26 protein-coding genes and 2 riboswitches are annotated in these 23,689 nt (G+C 51.3%); of the genes, 8 read left to right on the top strand and 18 right to left on the bottom strand.

Translation table 11 applies throughout. The features are described from left to right. Positions 1-79: 79 nt before the first annotated feature. A riboswitch (Fluoride riboswitch) is annotated at positions 80-152 on the bottom strand. A 95-nt stretch (positions 153-247) separates the two neighbouring features. From V3W27_RS03265 to V3W27_RS03255, 3 genes are all read right to left on the bottom strand, one after another. After that, a complete protein-coding gene (locus V3W27_RS03265; protein WP_007247313.1) occupies positions 248-571 on the bottom strand; it encodes a DUF190 domain-containing protein in 324 nt (107 codons plus the stop codon). A 10-nt stretch (positions 572-581) separates the two neighbouring features. Beyond that, positions 582-965, bottom strand: coding sequence for a fluoride efflux transporter CrcB (crcB, locus tag V3W27_RS03260; RefSeq protein ID WP_007247314.1), 384 nt, complete (start codon positions 963-965; stop codon positions 582-584). A gap of 137 nt (positions 966-1,102) precedes the next feature. Next, positions 1,103-1,163, bottom strand: a riboswitch (Fluoride riboswitch). Positions 1,164-1,325: 162 nt separating this feature from the next. Continuing rightward, positions 1,326-1,760, bottom strand: coding sequence for a MerR family transcriptional regulator (locus V3W27_RS03255; RefSeq protein WP_330205902.1), 435 nt, complete (start codon positions 1,758-1,760; stop codon positions 1,326-1,328). 92 nt (positions 1,761-1,852) lie between these two features. Between V3W27_RS03255 and V3W27_RS03250 the strand changes: the two genes are divergently transcribed. Beyond that, the gene (locus tag V3W27_RS03250; protein WP_221527539.1) at positions 1,853-2,815 is read left to right on the top strand and encodes an arsenic resistance protein; all 963 of its coding nucleotides are present in this window, start codon (positions 1,853-1,855) and stop codon (positions 2,813-2,815) included. A gap of 256 nt (positions 2,816-3,071) precedes the next feature. Here V3W27_RS03250 and V3W27_RS03245 read toward each other — a convergent pair whose 3' ends face one another. Both V3W27_RS03245 and V3W27_RS03240 read right to left on the bottom strand, forming a co-directional pair. Further along, positions 3,072-3,407: a hypothetical protein gene (locus V3W27_RS03245; protein WP_330205901.1), complete on the bottom strand. Its 336-nt coding sequence runs from the start codon at positions 3,405-3,407 to the stop codon at positions 3,072-3,074. Positions 3,408-3,490: 83 nt separating this feature from the next. Next, on the bottom strand, positions 3,491-3,856 hold the full coding sequence (locus V3W27_RS03240; RefSeq protein ID WP_330205900.1) for a hypothetical protein: 366 nt from the start codon (positions 3,854-3,856) through the stop codon (positions 3,491-3,493). Positions 3,857-3,870: 14 nt separating this feature from the next. Here V3W27_RS03240 and V3W27_RS03235 point away from each other — a divergent pair, with 14 nt between their 5' ends. Both V3W27_RS03235 and V3W27_RS03230 read left to right on the top strand, forming a co-directional pair. Then, positions 3,871-4,311: a hypothetical protein gene (locus V3W27_RS03235; protein WP_330205899.1), complete on the top strand. Its 441-nt coding sequence runs from the start codon at positions 3,871-3,873 to the stop codon at positions 4,309-4,311. Between the two features lie 158 nt (positions 4,312-4,469). Beyond that, positions 4,470-5,951 (top strand): Shedu immune nuclease family protein, encoded by a 1,482-nt coding sequence (locus V3W27_RS03230; RefSeq protein ID WP_330205898.1) that lies wholly within the window; start codon positions 4,470-4,472, stop codon positions 5,949-5,951. 197 nt (positions 5,952-6,148) lie between these two features. Here the strand turns inward: V3W27_RS03230 and V3W27_RS03225 are convergent, their stop codons facing one another. From V3W27_RS03225 to V3W27_RS03215, 3 genes are read right to left on the bottom strand one after another with little or no spacing between them, the layout of a single operon-like run. Further along, entirely contained in the window at positions 6,149-6,538 is a 390-nt protein-coding gene (locus V3W27_RS03225) for a hypothetical protein (RefSeq protein WP_054090284.1), read from the bottom strand. 2 nt (positions 6,539-6,540) lie between these two features. Further along, on the bottom strand, positions 6,541-7,011 hold the full coding sequence (locus V3W27_RS03220) for a hypothetical protein (RefSeq protein WP_007246713.1): 471 nt from the start codon (positions 7,009-7,011) through the stop codon (positions 6,541-6,543). 42 nt (positions 7,012-7,053) lie between these two features. Further along, the gene (locus tag V3W27_RS03215; RefSeq protein ID WP_150689267.1) at positions 7,054-7,449 is read right to left on the bottom strand and encodes a DUF6957 family protein; all 396 of its coding nucleotides are present in this window, start codon (positions 7,447-7,449) and stop codon (positions 7,054-7,056) included. A gap of 157 nt (positions 7,450-7,606) precedes the next feature. Here V3W27_RS03215 and V3W27_RS03210 point away from each other — a divergent pair, with 157 nt between their 5' ends. Continuing rightward, complete coding sequence (locus V3W27_RS03210) at positions 7,607-8,062, top strand: helix-turn-helix domain-containing protein (protein ID WP_150689266.1); 456 nt, start codon at positions 7,607-7,609, stop codon at positions 8,060-8,062. 206 nt (positions 8,063-8,268) lie between these two features. Continuing rightward, positions 8,269-8,895 carry a hypothetical protein gene (locus V3W27_RS03205; protein WP_330205897.1) on the top strand — a complete coding sequence of 209 codons (627 nt, stop codon included), beginning with the start codon at positions 8,269-8,271 and terminating at the stop codon, positions 8,893-8,895. Between the two features lie 94 nt (positions 8,896-8,989). On the opposite strand, the gene V3W27_RS03200 is transcribed toward V3W27_RS03205, so the two are convergent. From V3W27_RS03200 to V3W27_RS03175, 6 genes are all read right to left on the bottom strand, one after another. Then, entirely contained in the window at positions 8,990-10,024 is a 1,035-nt protein-coding gene (locus V3W27_RS03200) for an AAA family ATPase (RefSeq protein WP_150689265.1), read from the bottom strand. Next, entirely contained in the window at positions 10,009-11,571 is a 1,563-nt protein-coding gene (locus tag V3W27_RS03195) for an ATP-dependent nuclease (RefSeq protein ID WP_330205896.1), read from the bottom strand. The genes V3W27_RS03200 and V3W27_RS03195 overlap by 16 nt, the downstream gene beginning before the upstream one ends. Positions 11,572-11,754: 183 nt before the next feature. Continuing rightward, on the bottom strand, positions 11,755-12,231 hold the full coding sequence (locus V3W27_RS03190) for an SH3 domain-containing protein (protein WP_330205936.1): 477 nt from the start codon (positions 12,229-12,231) through the stop codon (positions 11,755-11,757). 127 nt (positions 12,232-12,358) lie between these two features. Beyond that, the gene (locus tag V3W27_RS03185; RefSeq protein WP_330205895.1) at positions 12,359-12,835 is read right to left on the bottom strand and encodes a hypothetical protein; all 477 of its coding nucleotides are present in this window, start codon (positions 12,833-12,835) and stop codon (positions 12,359-12,361) included. Continuing rightward, positions 12,832-13,041 (bottom strand): hypothetical protein, encoded by a 210-nt coding sequence (locus V3W27_RS03180; protein ID WP_330205894.1) that lies wholly within the window; start codon positions 13,039-13,041, stop codon positions 12,832-12,834. Before V3W27_RS03180 ends, V3W27_RS03185 begins: the two co-directional genes overlap by 4 nt. 165 nt (positions 13,042-13,206) lie before the next feature. Further along, positions 13,207-14,133, bottom strand: coding sequence for an alpha/beta hydrolase (locus tag V3W27_RS03175; RefSeq protein WP_330205893.1), 927 nt, complete (start codon positions 14,131-14,133; stop codon positions 13,207-13,209). A 121-nt stretch (positions 14,134-14,254) separates the two neighbouring features. Between V3W27_RS03175 and V3W27_RS03170 the strand changes: the two genes are divergently transcribed. The 3 genes from V3W27_RS03170 (at position 14,255) to V3W27_RS03160 (ending at position 16,306) form a co-directional block, all read left to right on the top strand. Next, on the top strand, positions 14,255-15,193 hold the full coding sequence (locus tag V3W27_RS03170) for a LysR family transcriptional regulator (RefSeq protein ID WP_330205892.1): 939 nt from the start codon (positions 14,255-14,257) through the stop codon (positions 15,191-15,193). A 162-nt stretch (positions 15,194-15,355) separates the two neighbouring features. Next, positions 15,356-15,757: a hypothetical protein gene (locus V3W27_RS03165; RefSeq protein WP_164393763.1), complete on the top strand. Its 402-nt coding sequence runs from the start codon at positions 15,356-15,358 to the stop codon at positions 15,755-15,757. 84 nt (positions 15,758-15,841) lie between these two features. Then, positions 15,842-16,306, top strand: coding sequence for a hypothetical protein (locus V3W27_RS03160; protein WP_122727916.1), 465 nt, complete (start codon positions 15,842-15,844; stop codon positions 16,304-16,306). Positions 16,307-17,210: 904 nt separating this feature from the next. Here V3W27_RS03160 and V3W27_RS03155 read toward each other — a convergent pair. The 4 genes from V3W27_RS03155 to V3W27_RS03140 are packed head-to-tail and all read right to left on the bottom strand — an operon-like array spanning position 17,211 to position 23,631. Then, positions 17,211-18,671 carry a tyrosine-type recombinase/integrase gene (locus V3W27_RS03155; RefSeq protein ID WP_330205891.1) on the bottom strand — a complete coding sequence of 487 codons (1,461 nt, stop codon included), beginning with the start codon at positions 18,669-18,671 and terminating at the stop codon, positions 17,211-17,213. After that, complete coding sequence (locus V3W27_RS03150) at positions 18,664-19,269, bottom strand: hypothetical protein (RefSeq protein ID WP_330205890.1); 606 nt, start codon at positions 19,267-19,269, stop codon at positions 18,664-18,666. The genes V3W27_RS03155 and V3W27_RS03150 overlap by 8 nt, the downstream gene beginning before the upstream one ends. Positions 19,270-19,271: 2 nt before the next feature. Next, positions 19,272-21,317, bottom strand: a complete 2,046-nt coding sequence (locus V3W27_RS03145) for an integrase (RefSeq protein ID WP_330205889.1) — start codon at positions 21,315-21,317, stop codon at positions 19,272-19,274. A 25-nt stretch (positions 21,318-21,342) separates the two neighbouring features. Beyond that, on the bottom strand, positions 21,343-23,631 hold the full coding sequence (locus V3W27_RS03140; RefSeq protein ID WP_330205888.1) for a hypothetical protein: 2,289 nt from the start codon (positions 23,629-23,631) through the stop codon (positions 21,343-21,345). Between the last annotated feature and the right edge of the window lie 58 nt (positions 23,632-23,689).

The following is a 23,689-nucleotide window of genomic DNA, read 5'->3' as shown; positions in this document are numbered from 1 at the left end:
GGCCAGCCACAAAAAAGTAAGTGGGCCTGACCAAAAAGGGGATTCTGAGCGCGAACGCCTACAGACCTGGTTTGATCAGGTTTCTGTAGGCATCATCAGCTGCTACGGGCGCAGCGGTTGGTTAATGGAGGAATGCCATCTCCAATCCGTCGATCTTAGCTAGCTCCGCTCAAAATGTAAAATCATGTTACAGGGGCAGTAAGCACTGGCAGATATCCTGAGGCGTGCCTGATAAAAGGATGCCGGGTTAAGTGGTTTTTTTGCCGACGAAGCCCATTTCAATTGGAGTCTTTATGTAAAACACCGAGATTTCCTCAAGCTCCAATCGCTGGAACAACCGTTCAGATTCATCCTCGGTGATAGCCATGCGAATCTCGGTAGGCTGATCCGCCAGTTCAAAAAAATGAGAGGAGTGCAGCCGACCGGTATGCCCAAAACCCTCGATACCCGTAGATAGGGTCGCACCACGTAGTCCCATTTCTTTCGCCAAATCTACGATCCAGTCGCCGAGCATCTTTCCCTGATAACGACGGTTCTGTTGGGTAAAGAAGATCACCAAAAAACCTTTCATTTTCATCTCCTCAGCGCATACCGATCATTTGATAGGACAGAAGCCCGGCAGCCGTCATCGTCAGCGAGCCAACGACGTGTAATGAAATTGAGCCGAGCGCCCACAGCAGCCTGCCTTCCTGGATCAGGGCAACTGTTTCTGCCGAAAACGTAGAAAAGGTCGTAAGCCCGCCACAGAAACCCGTGATGATCAGCAGACGCCACTCAGGACTCAGGGTGGGGGATGCGGCTAAAAACGCGATAGCTAGGCCGATGATGTAGCCCCCAACCATGTTTGCAACCACTGTGCCTGGGGGAATCGTAGGGAACAGAGCGTTTAGCTTCATGCCCAGGAGCCAGCGCAACCAGGCACCAAGTGAGGCGCCAACAGCGATAACTACAAGTGATTTCAGCATGGCGGGCTCACCTCGTCAGACCTAGGCCAAACAGTTAGCAGGTAAGCAAAGCAAGGAAGTGGCGACTGGGATAGTAGGAACATAATCCTGTCCTAGATTGGGACAGGGAGCGGATACACCTACGCACCCTGTCTAGGGTTCACGTAGGCATCATCAGCACAAGGCGGTTTAAGGAGGAATGCCATCTCCTAACCTGAGCCTACCGCATCTGAGCAATCGGCATCAATATCCTTTTCGGGCTTCGCAGCGCAGCTCCCACGAGCGCTCAAGCGACGGGTTAATTGAAGGTGATTTGACAACGTTCCATGCCGTTTCTGATGTGACCGCTTGTTTTGATGTCGAACAGCTGTAACTCCTTGATCACGAGCAGCATCTGGAACGTGTCCCTGCTGCGGGTTCGAACAAGGACTCGACAATAGTGCAATCAGAGGTGTTTGAGCCCAGGCAGGTTGACTCACAAGCACCTGCCATGGAAAGCAGCTCAATTCGAATCTGCTGGAGTTTGGCTACTTTCAACTCTACTTCTGCCAAATGCTTCCTGACCACCGACAGTGCGTCAGCACACGGACGATCAGCATCTGCTGCGAGCGCGATGAGTTCTCGTATATCGTCGAGTGGAAAGCCCAACTCACGATTCTGACGGATGAAGACGAGTCTTGAACGATGCCTCTCTGTGTAGATTCGGTGCCTGCCGGTCGACCGCAGGGCCGGAGGTAAAAGGCCTATTTTCTCGTAGTAGCGAATCGTTTCAATGTGGCAACCCGTTGATTTAGACAACGCCCCGATTCCTGACATGCGAATTCCCCAAGCATTTTCTTGAACCTGTAGTGGCTACAGATATTACCCTGCTGAATCGAAAATTGATTTCACGCGTTTAAGGGCATTTCGTGGACAGAGAACAGCTAGAGAAGAACCAGATTCCCGTCTACTTCGTCGCGGTCATTGTCGCTGCTATCGGAGGTCTGCTCGCACCTAATGCTTCTCAAGCGTTAGGTGCGTTGGTGACACCAGCCATCGCTGTGCTGATGTACGCCATGTTTCTACAGATCCCATTCCTGGATCTCCGTGAAGGGCTCGCAAACAAGCGTTTCATGACGGCGCTGCTCACAGCCAACTTCGTCGCCATCCCCCTGTTGGTTTGGGCGTTGACCATGGGCCTAACGGATCACCCCGCGATTCTGGTGGGTGCGCTGTTGGTCTTGCTGACGCCTTGTATCGACTATGTGGTGGTGTTTACCCATATCGGTAAGGGCGACTCCAAACTGACTCTGGCGGCAACGCCATTACTACTCTTGCTACAGCTTGTTCTACTGCCCCTGTATCTGGCCTTCATGCTGGGTAATGACTCGGCAGTGGTTATATCTGTCGGCCCATTTGTTGAGGCCTTCGTAGTGCTGATCGCTTTGCCCTTGGTCTTGGCGGTAGCAACAGCTGCCGGTGCAAAAAGGTCACGCGTCGTTGAGGGTTGGAACAATGCTTGGGCTTGGATGCCTGTACCGGCTATGGCGGCTGTATTAGTCGTAGTGATCGGCTCTCAGATTTCAGCGGTGGTCAGAGACATGGACAAGCTGCTGCCCGTCATTCCTGTCTACATTGGTTTCATGCTCTTGGCACCATTGGTTGGTGCGCTGGTTGCGCGAGCATTCAAATTGCCGGCCATCACTGCAAGATCAGTAGCGTTCAGTAGCTCGACACGGAACTCGTTGGTGGTTCTGCCCTTGGCACTTGCTCTACCCGAAGAAATCAGAGGGCTAGCTGCGGCAGCAGTAATCACCCAAACGCTGATTGAATTGGTCAGCGAGCTAATTTACATCCGGGTAATTCCTGCATTGGTTTGGCGAAAAGCGTAGCGTCAACCACCACTTGGTGGGGGTGAAGTGGGCCGAGATACCGCCGACTAGCGCCCCAAGAAGCCCTCCTGTGCCATTTTTTAGACAGCCACTGATCATTAAAAAATCATGGCTGTTCGGGTTTGGTGGTTTTCAACTACCAAAGAACAGTCGCTTCAGAAAGTTTTAACCTTCTACCCCTCGGGTTCTACGGTGACTTGTCGGCGGACGATCTGAAAATACATTGCACTTGTCCGACCTAAACTTGAGGCGTTTGCTACATCGATTTAACGGATTCCACTTCCACGTACTTGTACTTTTTCCTAGCAGCCTTTACAGCCTCCTGCTCAGCAAGCAACAAGCTCAACGTGTCGGCCTCGTGGATAAACTCATGCATCTTCCCTTCGAATTCGTTTCCGACGCGTAGCGTAACCTTGAGCCTTGGCGTAAAGGCTTTCGCCGCTTTCTTCTTGGCTATTGGAGCCTCTGCTGGCTTTGTTAAAACGATCTCTGGCACAGGCTCCTGCACTAGCGGAGTAGAAACTTGCTCCTCTGGCTGAGGCGTACCAAAAAGGGCGCGACGCATTTCTTCTTCAGTTAAATCAGAGTTCATAGAACATCTCACAGGGACGCATTTCGCTGGGCAAGTTTTAATAAAATTGTTGCTGACTGGTGTTCGAGGAGCCTGCGCGGACGTCAAATCCCCAGTTCGATTTCAAGACAAGAGCCTCGTAAGGCTTGCGAAAGCTTCACCTTTGGCAGCAGTGTAATGAGCCCATCAACTAAGTTGCTAGCGTGACGTGCGTACAGCGTGACTGTGCCTGCATCAGGCGTTCGACCTGGCACGATGGCACCTACCCGCTGCTGGGCAATTTTCAGTATGCTCAAGACGTCCTGACTCACCTGATTGATGGACAGGTGCTCAACCAATGGTCTGGGCGGAGGCGCGGCGCGGCTCCACATTTCGATGACCGCTTGGAGGAGTCCGTCTGAGCCAAGATGCTCGAGGGCCATTTCCCATAGCTGACCTTCCTGCGCCATATCCAGGCGAGCCCTAGCCATTGCGGAGTTCTAACATGAGGCTCTTTCTTGATTGCGAGTTTACCCGGCTATCAGCAGAAGCGAAGCTGATCTCACTCGCATTGGTGGCTGAGGATGGGCGCGAATTCTACGTGGAATTGCTCGACACATGGCGAGAAGAAGACTGTAGCGATTTCGTCGTACAAGTCGTCCTTCCGCAGCTGTGGGGAGGGAGCTACTCGCTACCCACAGCTGAAGCTAGGTTGTCTCTGCTCAAGTTTCTGACGTTGTTCAAAAATGAGGTCGAGATCGTCACGGATGCCCCTCAGTACGATTGGGAGCTTTTTTGCGACCTGGTATATGAGGACGGACGATGGCCCAGAATCGTTCGCAATTTTCCTACCGATGCGACGACGCTTGCTCCAACCAGCGAGGGTGAAGAGTTGCCTCACCACGCCTTGCTCGACGCCAGGATTATCGCTGGCATGTTCAGTTAAAATATAAACGACTTGCAGCCTTCCCAGTGTTATACCGCTCTCTCCAGACAAGCTCTCATCAATCCCTTCTCCAAAACACTAGCGGCTCGCTAGACTCGCACTCGGCCCGCCAGTGCGTGGGCAAGTAGAAACCATATCTCGATCAAGGACGAAAGCACATGCCATCCATGCGCCCCTCACAGTACGCCATGCAACAGCGCGCGGATGGCGGCCCATTCCTTCGTTTCGACAATGGTGAAGCGAGAGGGTTGAGCGAGGGAGAACTCGAAGCACTGGAGTCGGGCGAATACGACGAAAATGACTACTATCGCCCCACACTCGTTTTCTACAGCGATGTACCCCTGCCGGACAATGGGTCAGGCTGGCATCTCCTATTGATGGTCACCTCCGAGTATTTGACCATTTATCCTATCAACGCCCGCTCGGAACACTCTGAGTACGGTAAGCCCAAGTACAACAACATCCAGTCGATAGTGGTTACTCGCCCTGTCTTCCAAGAATATCCACATCCTAACAATCAGGATGAGCTTGAGGATTTACTAGGACTTCTCCCTGTAGGGCTCACCAAAGACTGGCGCTACGGTCTCGGCTTCCACTACGAGTACCGATATATCGTCCAGGCTTTAAATGATCTGGAGGGGATCGACACACTGTTTCTGCATGGTGGGCCAGGGAATTTTGATGCGAAAATCGAGGGCAATCAATTCTGTTTAGGTGTTGCTCAGCTTGAGAAAATGGAGCGAAGCCTGGATCGGCTAACTCAACGGCATCAGCGAGAAACCGCTGCCGACAAAAAACTTGTTTGCTACACGGGGCTCCTGCACAAAGCGGCCCCCGAGCTTTATCCTCCACGTGAACGCAAGCTCCCGCCAGATCTGCTTGCAAATCTTGTAGCGCTGGGGACGGTGACACCTCGTCTATCACCCAAAGATCAAAAGCAGGCAGTCATGCTTGCCCAGCAAAGCGTCTCCGCGTTGGCGAAATCTTCACCGAAAACCCTTTATCAGCTGAAGTCTGAGATCGAGCTCATAACGCTCGGCGAACTCATTGAGGTGTATCGGAAAATGCTGGAAAGCAACGCCGCCGAGAACAAGTGGCAACGCTTCTTGCGTGAGCACTCTTTCGTACTCGACATGGCGTTCGGTTATCCCGTCAAGATGATTGCAGAACAGCCCTATGTAGGCGGTAAGGACATCAGAGGTCAAGGGGGCCAGTATTCCGACTTCCTGATGGCTGCGAAGGCCACCGGAAACCTTGCTCTGATCGAGATCAAACACCCTCAGCACGACCTACTCGGAAAAGCCTACCGCAAGACCTACGTACCATCTTACGAACTCGGTGGATCCGTGGCCCAGGTCATTAGCCAGCGAAGCGTTCTGCAGAAGAACATTCTCGGTCTGAGCGAGGATCTCGATGACCGTGTCCACGCACATGCCGTGGCGGCCATTGTCATCATTGGCCGTACCCCATCAAAGATTGGTGAGCAGCGAGCCTTCGAGCAGTACCGGAACAGCCTCAAGGATGTCTTGGTAATTACCTTCGACGAGATGCTAGGTCGGCTTGAGGGCATTCATAAAGCTTTGACGCCAAAACCGCCAATAGCGCACTTGCCCCTCAGTGATGAAGACTTACCCTTTTAAAATGTCCGTCACTGGATATAGGTGCGGCTGAGGCTTTACAGCCGTTTAGGGTCGCCCAAAGAGGTCGGGCTGCTGATCTATAGTGTCCAGACTGATCAGGGGTTGAAAGCAACCCCGCCAAGGCATAAACCCGGCTTTTCCGGGGTTGGTTCACGACACCAGTCCCTGAAGAGGGGCAAGCCCAAAACGATCAACGACTACTGGAGGCGATCCGGCGTTGGCAGATACCTGTCTCCCGCTATGCGCATGAACTCACGCAAGCTACGCCGTCCGACGTCCCGCCTGAACGTCGCAATGACGTACTTCGAGTTGACCGTATTGATCACCCAAAACCTGTCTTCCTTCGTTACGGACTGAATGTCGGATGTCCGAATCAGCCGACCATCTGCAAATCGTTGGTACGGCCCAGGGCAAATGTGACCGAACACCACACCAACAGCACTGCACGCATGAATATGGACATTCACCAGGTAGGCCGTGACCAGCCCGTCGTAGTCTTGATTCACTGCTTTGGCGATGCGAAGAAGGTCGAAGTCCGAGTAGCGCTTTTCATGTAAATCGACTGCGACGGTATTGATGTCGTCCATAGCTACAGAGCCTCCGACGCTGAGGCTACGCCGGTGGTTGCAGCACTGCGCCGATATAGCTCCCTGACCCCAACCAAGGCATCGACATCGAGGTCGCGCTGATGGGTATTAACGTACACATCACCACTCTCGACCTGCAGAACACAGATTGGCACTTCTGCCTGGTTGAACCCCATGGAAAGCGATTTCAGCTTTTCCATCTTCCAGCCTGACCCTTTGTTCATCCATGCCGGGGTAACGACCTGGACATCTTGAATGACCATGCTCTCGTCTTGGGAGACCAGCAGCTCCACCAAGCGAGGCTCATCGTTCAGCATCTCTTCATAAGCTACGAATCGCCCCTCATGCCGGCGCTTGAGGCTCACGTGATACCAATGGGTAACCAAGGATCGCGACATGGCGTGAAAGTGAGCGAGACCATCCCCGAACATACCCACCGGGCCGGCCTGGTCTTGCATGCTAATCCTGAACATCGTGTATCTCTTGTTGAGCAGGCCCGCGAAGTGCGCCTGCGATTAACATAAGCCAAATATTGTCTTCAGCGAGGCAGTCATCTCGCGCCCTTTTCCCACGAGCACGTACACCGTGTTTCGCGTCTCGAACAGGCAAACACCGTCGAACGATTTACACAGGGTCGAGCGCACCCAGCCCCCTGGCGGAAACCGGCCATGACCGTCATGGATGACGCAATGGGCATACATGAACATCGGTTCCAGACCAGTAGCTCGTACTTTCGCGAGCGACTCTGGGGACTCGTCGACGTGGAAGATGACCCAGTCCTCGACGGTGCAAAAAGGCTTACGACCGAAGCGCCCCGCGACCAATACTTCCACTTCTGCAGGAGACAGCGACGTGCCAGCAGAGGAGATTTCCCCTTCCCGCAGCAGCTCGTGCTCAGAGGAATTAGTCATAAATTGATGATCCTGTTGGCGACAAAGAAAATAGGGCTCTGCGCACGTACAGATCGCAAAGATGGCGCACCTGTAGTCCCATCGCAATGACTATATACATTTGTGTGGAACTCATCAAACGGGGCATACCGTCTCCTTTTGTGGAGAGGTGCACTGGATGTCTTTGCGGAAGGCATATGCGGCAACGCTACAGTGGCTGAGGGTTCGACATGGGTTGTCGCAAGCAGACCTCCAGCATCAGACCGACCAAGCACACATAAGCCGCTTGGAAGCATCGACGACATCGGCTACAGTCGATCTCAGTGCCGACTTAGCTAAAGCGCTAGGCCTAATGCCACTCTCCTTTCTCACACTGGTGGCCGCAGCCGATGAAGGCAAGACCGCGCGCTCAGTTCTGAATGACACAATGAAAGAACTCATGCAGCTCGGTGTTCTTGATGAGCAGCTACCTGCCGAACCCCAAAAGCTCACTACGCCCCAGAGAATCGCTGCCGCAGAAAGACTCAAAGCGGTGCGCGATCTCAAGGCGGCAGGCCTTTCTCAAGCGGAGGTTTGCCGGCAATTAGAACTGCCCAAGAGCACAGTTAACCGGCTGTGGTACGTTGGCGGTTGAGGTTCAATTAGACACCAAACCCTGCCCAGCATGGATCAGAGCCATTTTTCGATGTCAGTATCCAGCAAAAAGGACAATGTGACCTCAGCCTTGGATCACGCTTTCTCGCACAGTAGTCCACGCTAGAAAACCACTTACTGGTTGCCGGTAGTCCACCCAGACTCGTAAAGTTCTGAACCATGGACTGGCCAACGTGAGAAGACGACATGGATGAGGAATCGCCACCGATGCTCGACCCGGAGCTTGAGGCCATCCAGTGGCCGGCAGACTTCTCCGGCCAGCAGCTGTTTATCCAGGGTGAAGATTGGCAGTACAACGCCATGCTGAACTGGTCTCACTTTCGTGCCGACCTCTATGCTTTTGCATACAAAGATGCCGCCGACGGTCTTGTGGAGGCGATGGCGAATCGTCAGGTGCCATTGGACAGCGGCATTTATCCTTTGCTTTTTCTGTACCGCCATTCCTTGGAGCTGCAGTTCAAGCTGATGCTAAAGAGTGCTCGCGCTCTGACAGGCAAAGAGCCCAAGAACTACGACAAGCATCCGTTGATGCCTCTGTGGTCGGAGTTGCGTCATCTGCTCAAGGACTTGGGTCTAGAGCGCTCTGACGTCAACGCTACTGCTGTTCACGAGTTCATTCGCCAGTTGGACAACGTCGACCCAGACTCGATGGCGTTTCGGTATGCGACGACCAACAGTGGTAAAGACCATCTCCCAGACGTTACGCATATCAACATCCGGCACTTGCGCGAGGTGCTCAACAGCATCTTCGTTTGGCTAAACGGCACATACAGCTTGATTGGGGAGATGGAGCAGGGCCAGTCTTTCGACTGATCACGCTAGGTGTCATGCCTAGCGGTTCCCCTTCATACTGAGCATACTTTCTGGACAAGGTCTTACGTCAGACGTCACCACCCATGGCTACGACCTAGTCCGTTTTAAATGGTTTGAAAAGTTTTTCGGGCGCTAGGTACAGCCTTCCGCGAGTCCGTGAGAAGGCAACATAGAGTTTGTTTTTTGTCCGTGGAGGGAGCGCGGCAAGCGAGGATGTCTGGTAGATCTTCCAGTGAGTAGTACCCAGCACTACGCACACATCATTGTAGTGATCCAAACCCTTACTAGCGCCCCAGTTGTTAGACAGACAACCGTATTTGTAATGCTCCTGGTAGAACAGCTTCACCACGTTGCCATCCGCGTGCACGGCGTTAGCATCCACTTGATTGGACAGAGGAATGATTTCGGTTTCATACGTATGCTGTGACTGCATGTCAATCTGGAGATGTGTACGGATAAAATCACATACGGTGACGCCACACCTCCAGCTTCGGCTCAGTGTTTCCTTATCGACAGTCACACCCGCCTTTTGAAAAAGCTTTTCGTATTTCCCAATGTCAGCGTGTAGCGAGGTGTTCACGTTCCCATCACGACTGGTGTCGAACGTATGCTGGTAGAAGTCACCTACAAATAGCATTTCAACCTTGGCTTTCGCTAATGCCATTAGCAGGTTGAAATCATGACCTGCTAGGTCTTGAACTTCGTCGACATAAAACTCATCGTAAAAGCGCTCCATTCGCGCCATCACGTCAGGAATTGCATTAACGGTTTCTAGGAGCTTTGCGAGGCGATTGTGGTAAACGCTGCCGCTTGTAGTGGCGTAATACGCCATATTGTCCCGTTTGAGCTTTAGCGTACGGGCGTGCGGAGCTCGAAAGCTGATTCCCCGAGTCTGCATATGCACCTGCAGCAGAGGGCGATAGCAGAAGCTATAAAGGAACGTGAAATAACTCAGCAGGTTGATATTTTTCGGCACATGGCCAAACCGTTTGATGATGCTATCGCGCAAATGGCGATAGTTGTTCTCCGTGTAGGTGATTATCAGTGCGCGCTTTTCTAGGCTCAGACGCGTCACGAGCAAGGTGGTCTTCCCTGACCCTGCCACAGCGAACATCACTCGTTTATCCATTGGATTGCCTCCGCGATGTAGGCCGGAACGGTCAGCTCACCGGGCTTTCCCTTGAGCAGCTCAAACGCGGCTTCTGCCTTGTTTGCCAGCATGTATTCTAAGGGGGAGAGGGTTTTTCGTCCTGGGCCGAAGACGGTCTTGCAGGTTTCCTCGTTATCGTTGTGCAACCCTATTTCGAAGGTTGAACGGTCATTGTCTTTGTCGGCAAAAACCTTGGCATTGTCCGAAGCGAAATCGACATAGTTTTCTACGCAGTTTTTCTGATAATCCTTGTCGTTGTCCCGTATGGCTGCAACTCGAATTCCGAGCAGGTTAGCGAGCTCCATGTACCTTTTGAAGCTGGTGCCGCCAATAGAGATTATGTGAACGTCATCGACATGCGGTAGACGTCCATTTGTACATTGCTTATAGAACTCTTCCACCAGGATGAATTCAGCATCACCTTCAACCAATATCACCTTTTTCGAAAGCGCGAACTCCAGGACATTGTTGTCCGGGGCTTTCATGAAGAATTCTGCGGTGTCGGGTGATAGGGCTTTAAGTGAGCCAGCAGCTGCATTCGGGCCGATCAAAAGGGCATGCCGAAGATCAAGCCTTGAGCAGATATGGCTGCTGTGAGTTGCGATGAAAAGCTGTGTGCTCTTGTTATCCGCTAGCTTGGCGACGAGTGCTTTCATGGAGGAATGGCTGAGGTGGTTCTCAGGCTCCTCCAAGAGCATTACATCCAAGCCGCCTTGCTTATGCTTGCTCAGCGCAAATTCGGTCTTGATGAAGCACTGCCTTCCTTTGCCATGGTTCTCAAGCGGAATATTGTCTTCCGTGATGATTAGGTCAGTTTCCAGGTTCGACCGGACTCCACTCCGTACGTCAAATTGATACGCGGGTAGGTCAGCGTTGAGCGCTGCGAGGTGTTGTCCTGTAAACGCCTGCTTGCCTTGGCGGTACAGGTTTTCAAGTTTATAGCGGTCTTCAACGGGGGCGTTGAAAGCGTAAACGGCGCGGGTGTATTCACGAGACGCGTGATCGCCATCAATACGTGAACCGTCTAGCATCATGTGCTTAATGGGGCGGTTGAAAGCTGCATAGGGCCTGCCGGCGAACGTTTCAAACCGTACCGCATAATACTCGAATGGGAAGTTCGGTTGATCATCAGCCAAGATGGCTTGCACCGCTTCGCCATATTCGGCCATCACCGCAAGGATCATGCGCACGCCGTCAGTCTGGCGCTGGTGGGCATTGTTGGTTCCATAGAGGCTTTCGTCGTCACCTTCCTCTAGGAAAACGTCGACTATCAGCTCAGGTAGTTTCTCCAGGCTCTTCTCCCCAGCAAGGAAAGTGTCAACCGAATCCTTGTTGAGCAGAGCTTCTGCACCCAGAGCTTCAATGCGGTTGCGACTCCCGCCGAGCGTGAGGTCTAGCGCGAGCAAAATGCTGCTTTTTCCTGCCTCATTGTTGCCAATCAGCACATTCTTCCCAGACTCAAAATCGAGCGTGAGCGTTTTGAATTTTTTGAAATTCTGAATTACCACTTTCCGTATGGTGTGCATGTTTAGCCCTGAGCTGGAAAATCAAAAATGAAGTTGAACTACATGGTTGTTGAGTCAGGTGGTTACGGATTCATAGCCAATACATATCCGTCTGCAACGAAACCTCGTCAAGAGATCGGCTCGTTTACCGGCTCAAGCGCCTGCGAGAGTGTAATCCCCGGCAAGACGTCACCAGATAATCGCTCAAACGCCGTACCGCTTGTTACCGCCAGAGGTAATGCAGTATCGACCACCCCTAGGCCCTATACACACGTTTCCAGAGGAACAGGGGCACGAGGAACCGTAAGCTGGAGTCTGTTGGCGAGCGGGCAGTGGAAGCTGGGCCGACGGTCTGGGCTTCGGAACAACGTAGCAGCCAGGCCCACTGCATAGACTCTTGGACGAAATCCATTTCGAAGATTGACCATCAATGCTGATGCGCGCCCATTCATTCCTCGTTTCGAAGACCTGAACCTTTTCCCCGCGCTTCAGTTTGGAGATGACCTTTCCACCTGGTTGATCCCTGATATTGAGATTATCAGCACTCACAAAGTGCTCAGTTGCGGAAGCAGGAGCAGGAGCCGGGGTTGGCGGTGAGGCCGGGGAAATCGACGCTTGCGTATTCGGCGAGCTAAGAGCGTGTGGCTGTACCGGGGCTGGAGGCGTGTCTTTCTTCCCCATTGCCCACAGGAGGGCAAAAATAATCAGGAGCGGGACAAACCATGACGGGGACTTCTTGCGCATATCCATTGCTCTCATTCGCCACGTATGACAACGGCTGTCTTCCTGACCAACCTGACGTCATCACCTATTGCGAGCTTAGCCAAGCTTCCATTTTTTGCAGCTTGTCAAAATCTGAAAGTTTGGGCCTTCCCGAATTCAGGATCTCAAAAAGCCGCTGCTTCGTTTCGGAAGAGGGAAACCAATCAGCGACCTCGACGTTACAGTGCTTAGAATCACTTAGCACCCATTTCATCACCATGTCAGCTGCGGCTCTGTAGTGATCCGCCATGAACAGCCTTTTGCCGTCTTCTGACCAGCCCCGCTTTGAAAGCTCGTCGGTTACGTCGTTGACTCCGGCGCCTCCGAAGAAATCGGTGGTATCAGGGTAATGAATGCCTGCTAACGAGACCTTTGCCACGCCCGAATCCGGGTCGAAGTAGGACAGGAAATGCCATCCGCCAGTGGTGCTTCCAGCGTGCGGAAAGTTGATCGCAGCCTTGCCAGTGATGTAGTGCGTGCGGGAAACGCGGTTGAGATCAAAATCGAAAAGCGGCTGGGTCATGGAAGTTTTTTGAGGCGGGCCAAGCCCTGCTTTATGTGGCCGGAGTTTTCGCCGATTGTGTAAAGCGCACCACGGACGTTGGCGCCGACTTCCGAATGTCCTTGCGCTTCTACCTGGAGGGTCAGCTCCATGAGCGCAGCTTCGAGAGCGAGCTGATTTTGGTAAATCCTTTCCAGCACATCCGACAACGAGTATTCCTTTGGCATTGATGTGGCCTCCTTCAGGGAAACTCAGCATAGCGCAGCACAAGGAATGAATACGTATCTAGACAAGGCGAGCTGTCAGACTACTAGCAGTGGATGGGCAAATGGCCTTAGAAAATATGGGTAGAGCCACGATAGCCTAGAAAGCTATCGCGGTTGTTCTGCGTTTTAGCGGTTAGCGTCGGCCAAGCCAGCCTCGATGAAGCGAACGGAACTCTCCATAGCCTGCCGACCTTCTGGAAGCATGGTGGCGTAGAAGTGCCAGGCGTGGAACATCGCTGGCCATACTTCCAGGTTCACGCGAACGCGGTTATCAGCCAGGTGAGTTGCAAGGCGCATTGCATCACTCAACATCAGCTCGTTCTCGCCGATCTGCACCAGAATTGGCGGAAGCCCGGTGACATCCGCGAACACAGGAGAGGCCAGAGGATGATTGGCCCATGTGTCGCCTAGGAACGCTCTGGCGAGGATGTCCAGCACAGGCTTGGAGTTCAGAGGATCCAGACCTTCACGGTTGCTCATGGAAGCACCGGTGTGTTCAAGGTTCGCCCATGGCGAGATGGAGGAGCCAACAGCAGGCAATGGAAGGCCCTTCGATTTAGCCGCAACCATGACGCTGACAACCATCGCGCCGCCAGCCGACTCGCCAGAGAATGCAATTTTGTTAGCCGGGATTTTCTGCTCAAGCAACCATTCGTAAGCGCGCAATGTGTCGTCAATAGATGCTGGAAACTTGTGCTCCGGAGCGAGGCGGTAGTCCGGCATGTACACACGAGCACCGAGCATTTTCGCGTAGTTGCCGCCGATACCGTGGTAGCCGTCTGGACGTCCTACAATGTACGCGCCGCCGTGGATGTACATCACGACCGCGTCCGTTTTGATCTCGTCCGGAGTAACCAATGTGCCGGGTACGCCACCCATTTCGACTGCTTCGAATTTAACGCCAGCTGGCGCTGGATTTTGCGCGAGCATTTTTGCGTAAGAGTCGCGGATGTCGCTCATTTTTGTGGTGGTATCGATTCCCTTAAGAACGGGTACCAGATCGCTAAGGCTATTGGCCCAGGTTTGGACGGCTGCTTGGACTTTGGTGTTCATAATGACCTCAATTGATCGTTGGGAGTGGATTAGCTAATTGAGATACTATGCCTAGTATTGGGGAATGGGGCTCCCCATAACAGGTGCTAAGCCGCCCGAACGTTGAGACCACCGAGGCCTTATGGAACTCCATAACCTGAATGATATTGCCGCGTTTGTGAGCTCGGTAAACGCTGGAAGCTTCACTGCGGCGGCAAAACAGCTTGGCCTTACGCGCTCTGCAGTGGGGAAGTCGATAGTCAGGCTCGAGGCTCGTTTACAGGTACGTTTACTGAATCGCACTACGCGTAGCTTGAGCATGACGGATGACGGCCAGGTTCTGTACGAGCGCTGTGTGGGCGTTCTTCAGGATCTGGATGACGTGGAGGATGCCCTTGCGTTTCGTCGTTCGACACCCAGTGGGCGACTTCGGATGAGTCTGCCGGTTGCGTTGGGGAGACTTCATGTCCTTCAGCACATTGAATGCTGTCTTAAGGACTGGCCCTCCTTGAGCGTGGATGTCACATTTTCTGACAGGCTGGTCGACCTGATTGACGAGGGATTTGATTTGGCCATGCGCATTGGCCCTCCCAAGGAGGACTCTCGGTTGCTCACGCGCACTGTGGCCTACCAACAAATGATTACCTGTGCTTCACCCAAGTATTTGGCTGAACATGCAGAGCCTAAAACGCCTGAGGATTTATCCGAGCACCAGTGCCTGCATTTTGTGAGCGGCGGCAGACTGCTTCCTTGGAATTTCCGAGTAAACGGGCGATCTGTGCCCGTTACTCATGGTGGAAGACTCCAGATGGACAGTGCTGAGTCATTACACCAGTCAGCTGTAGCTGGCCTGGGCATCGCGACTCTTCCTTCCTACGTGGTAAACGACGATTTGAGGAGCGGCAAGCTCGTTCAATTGCTCGCTGGGTATGCAGAGGCCGCAGAGCCTATTCGGGTGATCTACCCTAGCAAGCGGCACCTATCTCCAAAAATTCGACTCTTTATCGATAAACTCGTGGAGGCTTGGTCACCATGCCCACCATGGGAGCAGCATTTTGCCGAGGGCATTCACACTGCCTGACCCGTGAGCGAGGCGCAAACACCAAGCAAGCGGAGCGCGCAGGCGTGAGGGATGCGGGCCCGCAGGGGCGAGACGCGCCTTGGCGGGGCTCGATTCACGGCAGCCTGACGCCGCAGGCGGCACGCCATCAGCGCCACTTCGCTCAAGCAAGAGGTAACCCCTATGCCCGACGATGAACTCCGCGAACTGGAAGCCAAGAGACGAAAGGCTTTGTGGATGCTTGCGAACACATCTCCTGGCGATTCGAAGGCGTTCGATGCCTTATCCATCCTTGATGACCTTGACCTTCAAGAACGGAAATACTTCCCCAATGCTGACAAGACACTTGAGCTCAACCAGCTTCGGGATTGTGTCACGGTGCAGCATCACCACTCCGGAATCGACATCATTTTGGAGCAGACTATCCCCCAGCCCTGGAGGGAGCGCTTCAATCAGGCGAGTATCGGGTCGACCAGATTGTTAGATGGGCCTTACGCTGCGAACTGGGATAAATTTTTGGTTGAATGGGAGCGTGAGATGCAGCATCTGCAAGACCATCGACTTGCAAAGGCTGCTAACAGCTAGAACGGCTGGCTCGAGCGATGGCGGCGCAAACACAAGCAGTCGGTGTTGCCGCTGAAAATCGCAACCTCAAACAGGAGCAGCAAGGTGGGACGGCCTTCGTTTTTTGTTGATTTTGAAGCTTCTGGAATAGCTCCTGATAGCTATCCCATTGAGGTCGCCGTCGTGTCGAGTGAGACCTCGTTCAGTTCTTTGATAAGGCCAGCCCGTTACTGGACACACTGGTCGTTCGATGCGCAAGACATGCATGGTCTCACTCAGGATCATTTGCTTCAGGAAGGTGATACCCCACACACCGTGGCGGAACGAATGAATCAGCTGTTTTCAGGACATGTGCTATGCAGCGACTCACCTCAAGACGTATTTTGGTTCGACGTCCTTTATGAGGCAGCGGATCTGAGACCTACCTTCGAGTTGAAGCCTTTGGAAGTGTTTGTGGGGCGGGAGGCTGCCAGTAACATTTATCGCCTACTGCCAACAACTAGGCACCACCGAGCTCTGCATGACGCTACTGCTTTGATGGAGGCCTGCCGTGCTTTTTTCGAAGCTTGAACTATCAGAGGGGGGATACCGACCTTCAGCTATGCGAAAGCGATGAGTCCATTGAAGTATGGATGCAGCACAGCTTGTGCGACCGCTCGAACCGAAGGCAGGTGATCACGTGCCTGGTAGGCATGGCGAGCGGAGCGCGCAGGCGTGTGGGATGGAAGCCCGAAGGGCCGAGACCTTGGCATCGCAAGGGCTCGGTGCACGACAGCCGCTCCCCGCAGGGGCACGCCCCAGTTGAAAGCTCAGGGTCATCAAAGCTCCGCATCCCAAGCATCCATAGCCTCGCTCATAGTCGCGTACCACTGGAGGTCACCGAGCTGTAGGGCATTCGCAATTTGCCTGTTGGTATTGCCGTCGACCCAAGTCGGGAGACTCTCTACGGCTTCTGTGAACAGACTGGCTGTAGCGACAGCGGATCGCCCCGTACTTGTAGACTGGAGGCACACGTAGCGCACAGCAGCGCCGGTCTGCAAGCGACGCCAAGCTACCAACTCGATACAGTCCATGGCACTTACTGGAGCCTCTACGGAGGGACTCGCTTCCTGTTCTACCAGAAGGTCTGTCGCTGCCTCGAAAGGTCTCCTAGGCACTTCTGGTTTTTGGACAAGATGCTTCAACTGCTCACGTGAGGCGATTATCTGATCTCGGAGTTCTTCAGGATCGATGGACATCCCGCCCCCCGGTGTCACCCTGAGGGTCTTCAAGGAGTTCGCCGCCAGGATGAACTCGCGTTCACGCGCTTTCTCCCACTCAGGGCGAAGGTCGGGGCTGATAAGGTTCCAGAAGCGTGTAAGCAGCAACAAAACGTTCTCCTGACCTAAAGCCCAAGGCTTAAATCCATTGGTTATGAACCATGGTATCTCAACACTACTGCGTGAATGATAGACCCGTCCCAGAATTCGTGGAATCATTCGCGTCCAGGCAGAATTGGAGCGATTCCTTTGACCGTTTTCTCTCTTGCAAGCTCACGAGCAAAATCATCATCCCTTAAAGCCTCAAGCTTCTCCATTTCTACGTTATACTCTTGAATTGTAAGGGTAGAGCCGAGCTGGGCCCTGAGTTTACGAGAGTATTTATCGAACTGCTCCATGGCTCGAATTAGGAAAACATTGCTAACTGTAGTGCTATACCCCTCAATCTCCTTGAATGCTGCATGTACATAGCCCATGATAGTCGCAATTGATTTCTGGCCGGTATACATCTTAACTTCCTCAAGATAGCTTTCATCAGAAAGCAACCTGACTTCAAAGTCTCCTGCGCGCCTATATCTATCCCGCTGTACAAACTCCATTACTAAGTTCGTGATAAACGAGTGGCGAAACATGTGTGCGCATGCTTGCTCCTCGATGCCAGCAAACCTGCGCACTGAACCGATCTCGTTACCAAGGGATGTTTCTGAAAGCGGAGTTCCGGTTGCTGATGATACAAATACGAAACCATGATCATTAATACTAGAGAATTTATTTCTTACAACTTTGTCTCTGTGAAACTCAATGTATGAGATCAGCTCATTGAGGAACATCTTATTTACGGGTATCTCTCTTTCCTCGCTGTCGTCGCCCTTCAGCGTGATAAACCTAAGCATAGGGTGCTTCATCTCATACGCGGTCAGGACATCTACGACCTTAAGACTCGCCACCTCTGAAAGCCTAGCCCCAGAGTTTTCCAATGTTGAGATGAATGCATGCCGCCGAATCTTGATGAACCGTGAGCCCCCCATTTCATCGACAGCGCTCCTGAGCTGGTCGACATGAACAGCAGGAATCGCATTCCGCTCGTGCCTCCTACCACCAGGTGGAAATGCGTGGTGCCAAACACTATGCACAGCATAATCACGACCACGCTTATCTTTTTTCACTGTAACGCTTTCAGTAATCTTTATTCGTCCTCCAATCGCGACGAAATTAGGTTGCTCATAAAGCCCTCCAATATACTTTAGAAAGTCTATACATACAGTCCCAACGTCTACAACGGTGAGTGTGGCCTTCTTCTTCTCACGAAGATTTTTGGGATCTACCTCCGTACCTAGATGATGAATAAACCGTGTAAAGTCGTTATCTGATAGATCTATAAAGTCAATGTTTGAAGCATAACAGAATCTAACCAACTGACTGATTTTTTGAGCGTACTCACCTATCGTCCCACCTTTTCTACCTGTACGCGCTAACCCTTTACGCTTCATCCTATTGGGGCGAACCGTAAGGGAAAGCATGTAGAGATTCGCGGCAAAACAGGGTGCCCCGTTTGGCCAATTGATGAATGTCAGATTGCTCGCATCCCTAGTCACGAGCTTCCCCAGTGCGTTGTGGTCAAACAACTCAAGCTCAGGAACCACTGAATAAAGCTTACGCTCAGGGAAATTACTCACTCCGTACTACCTTTAAAGACTGGATATTCTCGTGAGATGGAATCACGTCAAAAGGAGACTCATTAAGCGAGACTATTGCCAACAGTGCATTTACGGCTTCGCTAGCGCTTTTATTTCTAATAGCCTCACTAGAACCATCCCTGGTTTCTTTGATTCCGGAGATAGCAGTGGAAAGCCCTTGAAGCAATCTGAAATTAGCACGGCGCAGTGCGACCACCGTACATTCTAACTCGCTATTAATTTGCTCCAGCCCATGTTTGGTCTTCTTGGTGGGCTTGTTGCCCCTTTCGGCATACGCGGCAATTGCATCCTTAGCCACGCCTCTAAGACGCTCTAGCCCTGCGAAACCGTGATGACCAAGTAATTCATCGGATTTTTTTTTGAGGGTGTTCAGACTTGTGGGGTCGATAGCGTAATGCTGGCCAGCCAAATCGAACTTGTAAGAAAGCGAAGCCAAAGCTCCCTGATTTTTTAGAGCGGAAGTAACAACCTCATTTGAGACGTATTTTTTAACATCGGCAAGTACGTCCTCTAGCAGAACCTGTCGCGCCTTGATTGACTGATTGTGAACTTGAATTTCCGACCTAGGCTTACCCATGATTACGCCCCCTTTACGTGAACAAGAACCTGCATTTCCTTGCCATAAGCACCAAGAACAAATACAGGCTCAAATTTGACAATGCCTTTACTCATCAAATGCTCTAGATGCTCCGAAAAGGATTCTTGATCTACAAGACGCACATCATCCGTTCCGAACTGCTCCTTCATCAACGCACGTAACGATTTATAGTTATGCACATCACCAGTGAAGAAGTTCTCAGCAATGATTTGAGCTTCCGCCCCACGGAGGGATGCGCCATCTGTGGCATCTGTAATGTACCTCCATGCATGCTCAATATCGTTATGCCCGAGAATCCAACGCAGTGTATCTATGCGTCCTTTGCCATACGCGTGAAAAAATAACAAAGCCGCCACGCGGCGCAACTGGTGTTGCCTGACATAATACCGTAGACCTACCTCATTAACTTCACTCTCGAAGTAGTCACAAAGGAAGTCGAAACAGGTATTCATGCTTGTTTTCGTGGCAGAATATAGTACCTTTCTTCCATGGAGAGAAGGAACAGAGAAAATAGTAGGAGCTTCAGCCGAGAAGCCCGCATCAATCAGCTCCTCTTGAAGCCGCACTAATTGCGCAAGCATCTGTACCGCAAGGGGATCTATAGGCCTAGCATCATACTTACGGAGACCATACGTATTTGTTGTGCTCTTTTCTCTCCTAAACATCAGCCAGGTACTCGTGGAGTCGAATGCTTGTGCTGATGGGATCTGCAAAAGCTCATCGATTCGCCGCGCCATAAGCAAACCCACAACAAATTGAATAACACCAATATAAACATAGACAAGTTCAAGCAGGCCTACATTGGATCTTAGTCGCCCAAAATAGTCCTCTTTCGCTCCCTTGCGATTTTCAAGACCACTACCATCGACATCACTTGTATTTCTGCAACCAAGCCCCAGCTTCGTTACGCCGTGACGCTCCAAATCACTGCCAATAATTGAAACAACCTGTTCGTCTGTTAGGCTTGTAAGCGACTTGTCATGCTCGTCACAGTATCGAGCCAACCTGCAAAACCCCTCAACTACGAGAGGGCCAAGCTCGTAATGAAACTCGACAGCTCCTTTGAATAACTTAAAAATAGTGCCGGAAGGCACTGTCACAAAGCGACCAGGCTTGGCTAACTCTGGCGTGTAACCTTTGATTCCATCCAAGACTCGCTCACTAGGCCCTGGCATACCAAGCTTTTTAAGCAGCCCCATTCCGTATAAGAAATTGTAAAACAGCCTGTACTGGGACTCAGCCATAAGACTCCTCGAACTAGAAGTAACCCTAACCCCCTCCATCTCACGTTTATAGGATTCTCCAAGCGGATAGAAACTGAGGATTTCATGCCTCGGTTTGGCCATGCTGCCACGGATCGTATTTTTGTAAATCTCGTTTGAGATACGTACGGAGTTTACCGTATAGCCAGCACCTCTATGTCCGTCGTAGTGGCCTTTATAATATAAAGCGGCCCGGATACGTGGAATATTTTCAACGGAAACATCAAGCTCGTTAGACTCGAGCTGAGTAGAACTTATCTCTAACATCGACGGATTCACTTCCAATATGGAAGATATCGTCGCGCCTGGGATCTCATTCAACAGGACTTGAGCATACTCACACAATTTCCCTGACCAATCATACAGCGCTTCGGCCACGGAGGATTCTGAAGACAGCTTGTTCAGTATCCATTTCATATCGCCTTCAGACAAACCTGCCAACCCTGCACTTAAAAGTTTAAGCTCGGTCGCGTGAATTAGCAGACAGTCAATGACACCTACCGCTGCGTGAAATTTCCTCCTTAATGTCTCAACACTTTGGGAGTTGGCCATTTCAACCAGGCTATTTCGCGTGGCGCCAATAAGGGAGTATTTAAGACCGTTCAACAGATCTAAGTTTTCGTCATCGGTAAGGTATGAATTATTGTCTAGGGCTACCTTCCAGTTGAGCAGGATAGGATCACCGTTGAAATTTACGCTCCAGATGGAGGCATTAAAATCAGTGGTTAGCCAAGAAGCCTTACGGAACGCTTCTGCCGGTGCCATGCGAGGCTCGTTGAGGAACCCAAGTTTAGATGGAGCATTCATAAACAAACCTCTCCATTGACGCTGCGCTTGCTGTTAGTGACGCCTTGTGTAGATCGCTCCGATAACTGACATCTCGATGCTTACTGATCTCTCCCTCAAGAAAGCCTGCGTAACTCGCCCAGTAGACTGCCTTAGCATTAACCTTCTGATTGGGTGGCGCTTGTTCAACAGCCAATTTTATCGAGAGCAGCACGCTCAAAATATCGGCAGACACTAACGCATATACAGTCCCGTCGTTCTCAAGCTTTTCATGACGACCCTCTGGATCTTGAAGATACGCAGGAATATCTCCAAAAGCATGATTTACTAGGAAAGTGTCCAATTCATCCACGCTTGAAAAATTGCTTGCCCGAAATAAAAACGGGCTATCTTTAAGACTATGACAAATTAAGACCTTGTTAAATACTCGCATACGCCTTTCATGCAGGAAATCGATAATCACCTTGGGCAGATAGTGATCCATGAGGTTAGGATCGTAGCTATCATGGCCTAAAGCCTGAGATGTAGTTTCAGCGCTATGCGTCTTAATGAATATCTCGGTTACTCTGGATGCGCGTACGGAAGACGCACTCACCATCTCCAAAAACTTAACGAGATCATCTTCAGGCATGTCCGTATGAGGGCGGAACTGAGCTAAAAGATTATTTCTCAAATACGTACCAGGTTTAAGTGTCGACCTCGACCACGGCGTTATGGTGCTTTTGACAGGCGGTGAAAATGCGTTGCCGCATGTAATGAATAGCTTCCTCCATGAGGGATCACCCTGTGATTTCAGATACTCACGTAGGGGCGCAGTGATCTCAATAATTTGGTCGACCAAAGCTTTAGTTTCTGAGGTTAGCGTGATTTTTTGTTCAGACCTTCCTGCCCCCTTACGATCCTTGTACCCCACCAGCTTATATACCGACCCGTCCAGTACGTATCCAGATCTCTGCCCCTGCTTATTCCAAAGATCGAAATCACCCAAAAACTCCGACGTAATTATCGGATGCCTTAGAATAATTAGGAGCTTAAATGGCATTAGACTCCCCGTCAGAGGCATCCCCATATAGCTGGCTAAATCAGAAGCAGGAGTCTGAGAATCTTTTGTATCCACTGACAAGGAAGCGTAGTGGCTGTAAGGCTCTCCGTAGCCGTAGGTTTCGAAAATACAGCAAATATTGGGGATTATTAGTAGGTGCCCCTTCTTCCGTTTAGTCGTATCTACCAACTCCCCATGCGCAGCGAGCTGTTTACGACGAAGAACCCTACTATATAGATCTGCTATCTGAGCTTTGGCCCATCCTTCAATAATCTTCAGCCGCTTAGATATGGAAATGAATAATATCTCAATAGCTTCAGACTCAGTAACATGTAATGGCACCTCCATTACGAGCTTAACTTTTACCTCTGCACCATCATCATTTTTTCTGACATTAGTCGACTGACCATCGATTCGCTTAGCAGGTGCTAACGGCAGTTTCCCTCCCAATGGCTCGGCCCATACGCCTGGAAGAATGAAAATCTTCTCGACAAACCCAATATACTTATTCCAAGTCTTCATTTGTGCGTCGATATCCAGCCCCAGGGCCTCGCCACTCATGAAAAAACTTTCCCTAAAATCCCAGAAGAAATTGTAAATCATTGTCGAATCGTTAAACGTGTATTCAGGCCAGGAATCACTATTCTGACTCAGAAAACCAGCCATCTTATTCGGCATAGTTATCTGTGTAGTTCCATACCCTGAAATATGGAGTCGTAGCTGCTCATACAAGCCGGATGTAAAGTCATGACCATGACTGTTATGAATATTGGCAAAGTGACAATACAACTTGGTGCCTTTACGGTTTTCTACAGGCCATCCAGTCCAATAATTGACTTTACACTGGTCAACCCCAAGGAGTATTTTTTTCCACTTCGTATTATATTTTTTTCTTAGTCCACTTCCACATTCTGTCGGCGGCATGGAAGGGACGTAATTACGTGCTTCGAGCAGAATGTCTTGCAGATAAACGGAAATCTTCGCGCGCGTCACGTCAGACGTGCCGACCAAATCCTGTTCGAACAGCGCTCCTTGAAAACCCGCAACGATGTGGGTCAGCTCTGACGACGAAAGCTTCAAGAAAGACAAGGGCTGGTTGGTGATGTCACAAAAGCATTCGAGAAGCTTCAATGTCGTCGTCGACGGCACCTTCCTACGCTCAGCGCAACGCTGAAACAACTCCACCACATCAGGCGCCAGAGCTCGGAAGGGATAGGTTTCAATGGGCGATCCTTTTTTGACGATTGTCACTTTCAAAATCCGTGGCGAGCTGGCTGTAATGTCTATTCTACAGGCACTCCGAATAACT

The sequence above is a fragment of the Pseudomonas sp. AM14(2022) genome (assembly GCF_036346455.1).
GTDB lineage: Bacteria > Pseudomonadota > Gammaproteobacteria > Pseudomonadales > Pseudomonadaceae > Aquipseudomonas > Aquipseudomonas putida_A.
The sequence above is the reverse complement of the archived record's forward strand: the minus strand, read 5'-3'. Positions and strand labels throughout refer to the sequence as shown.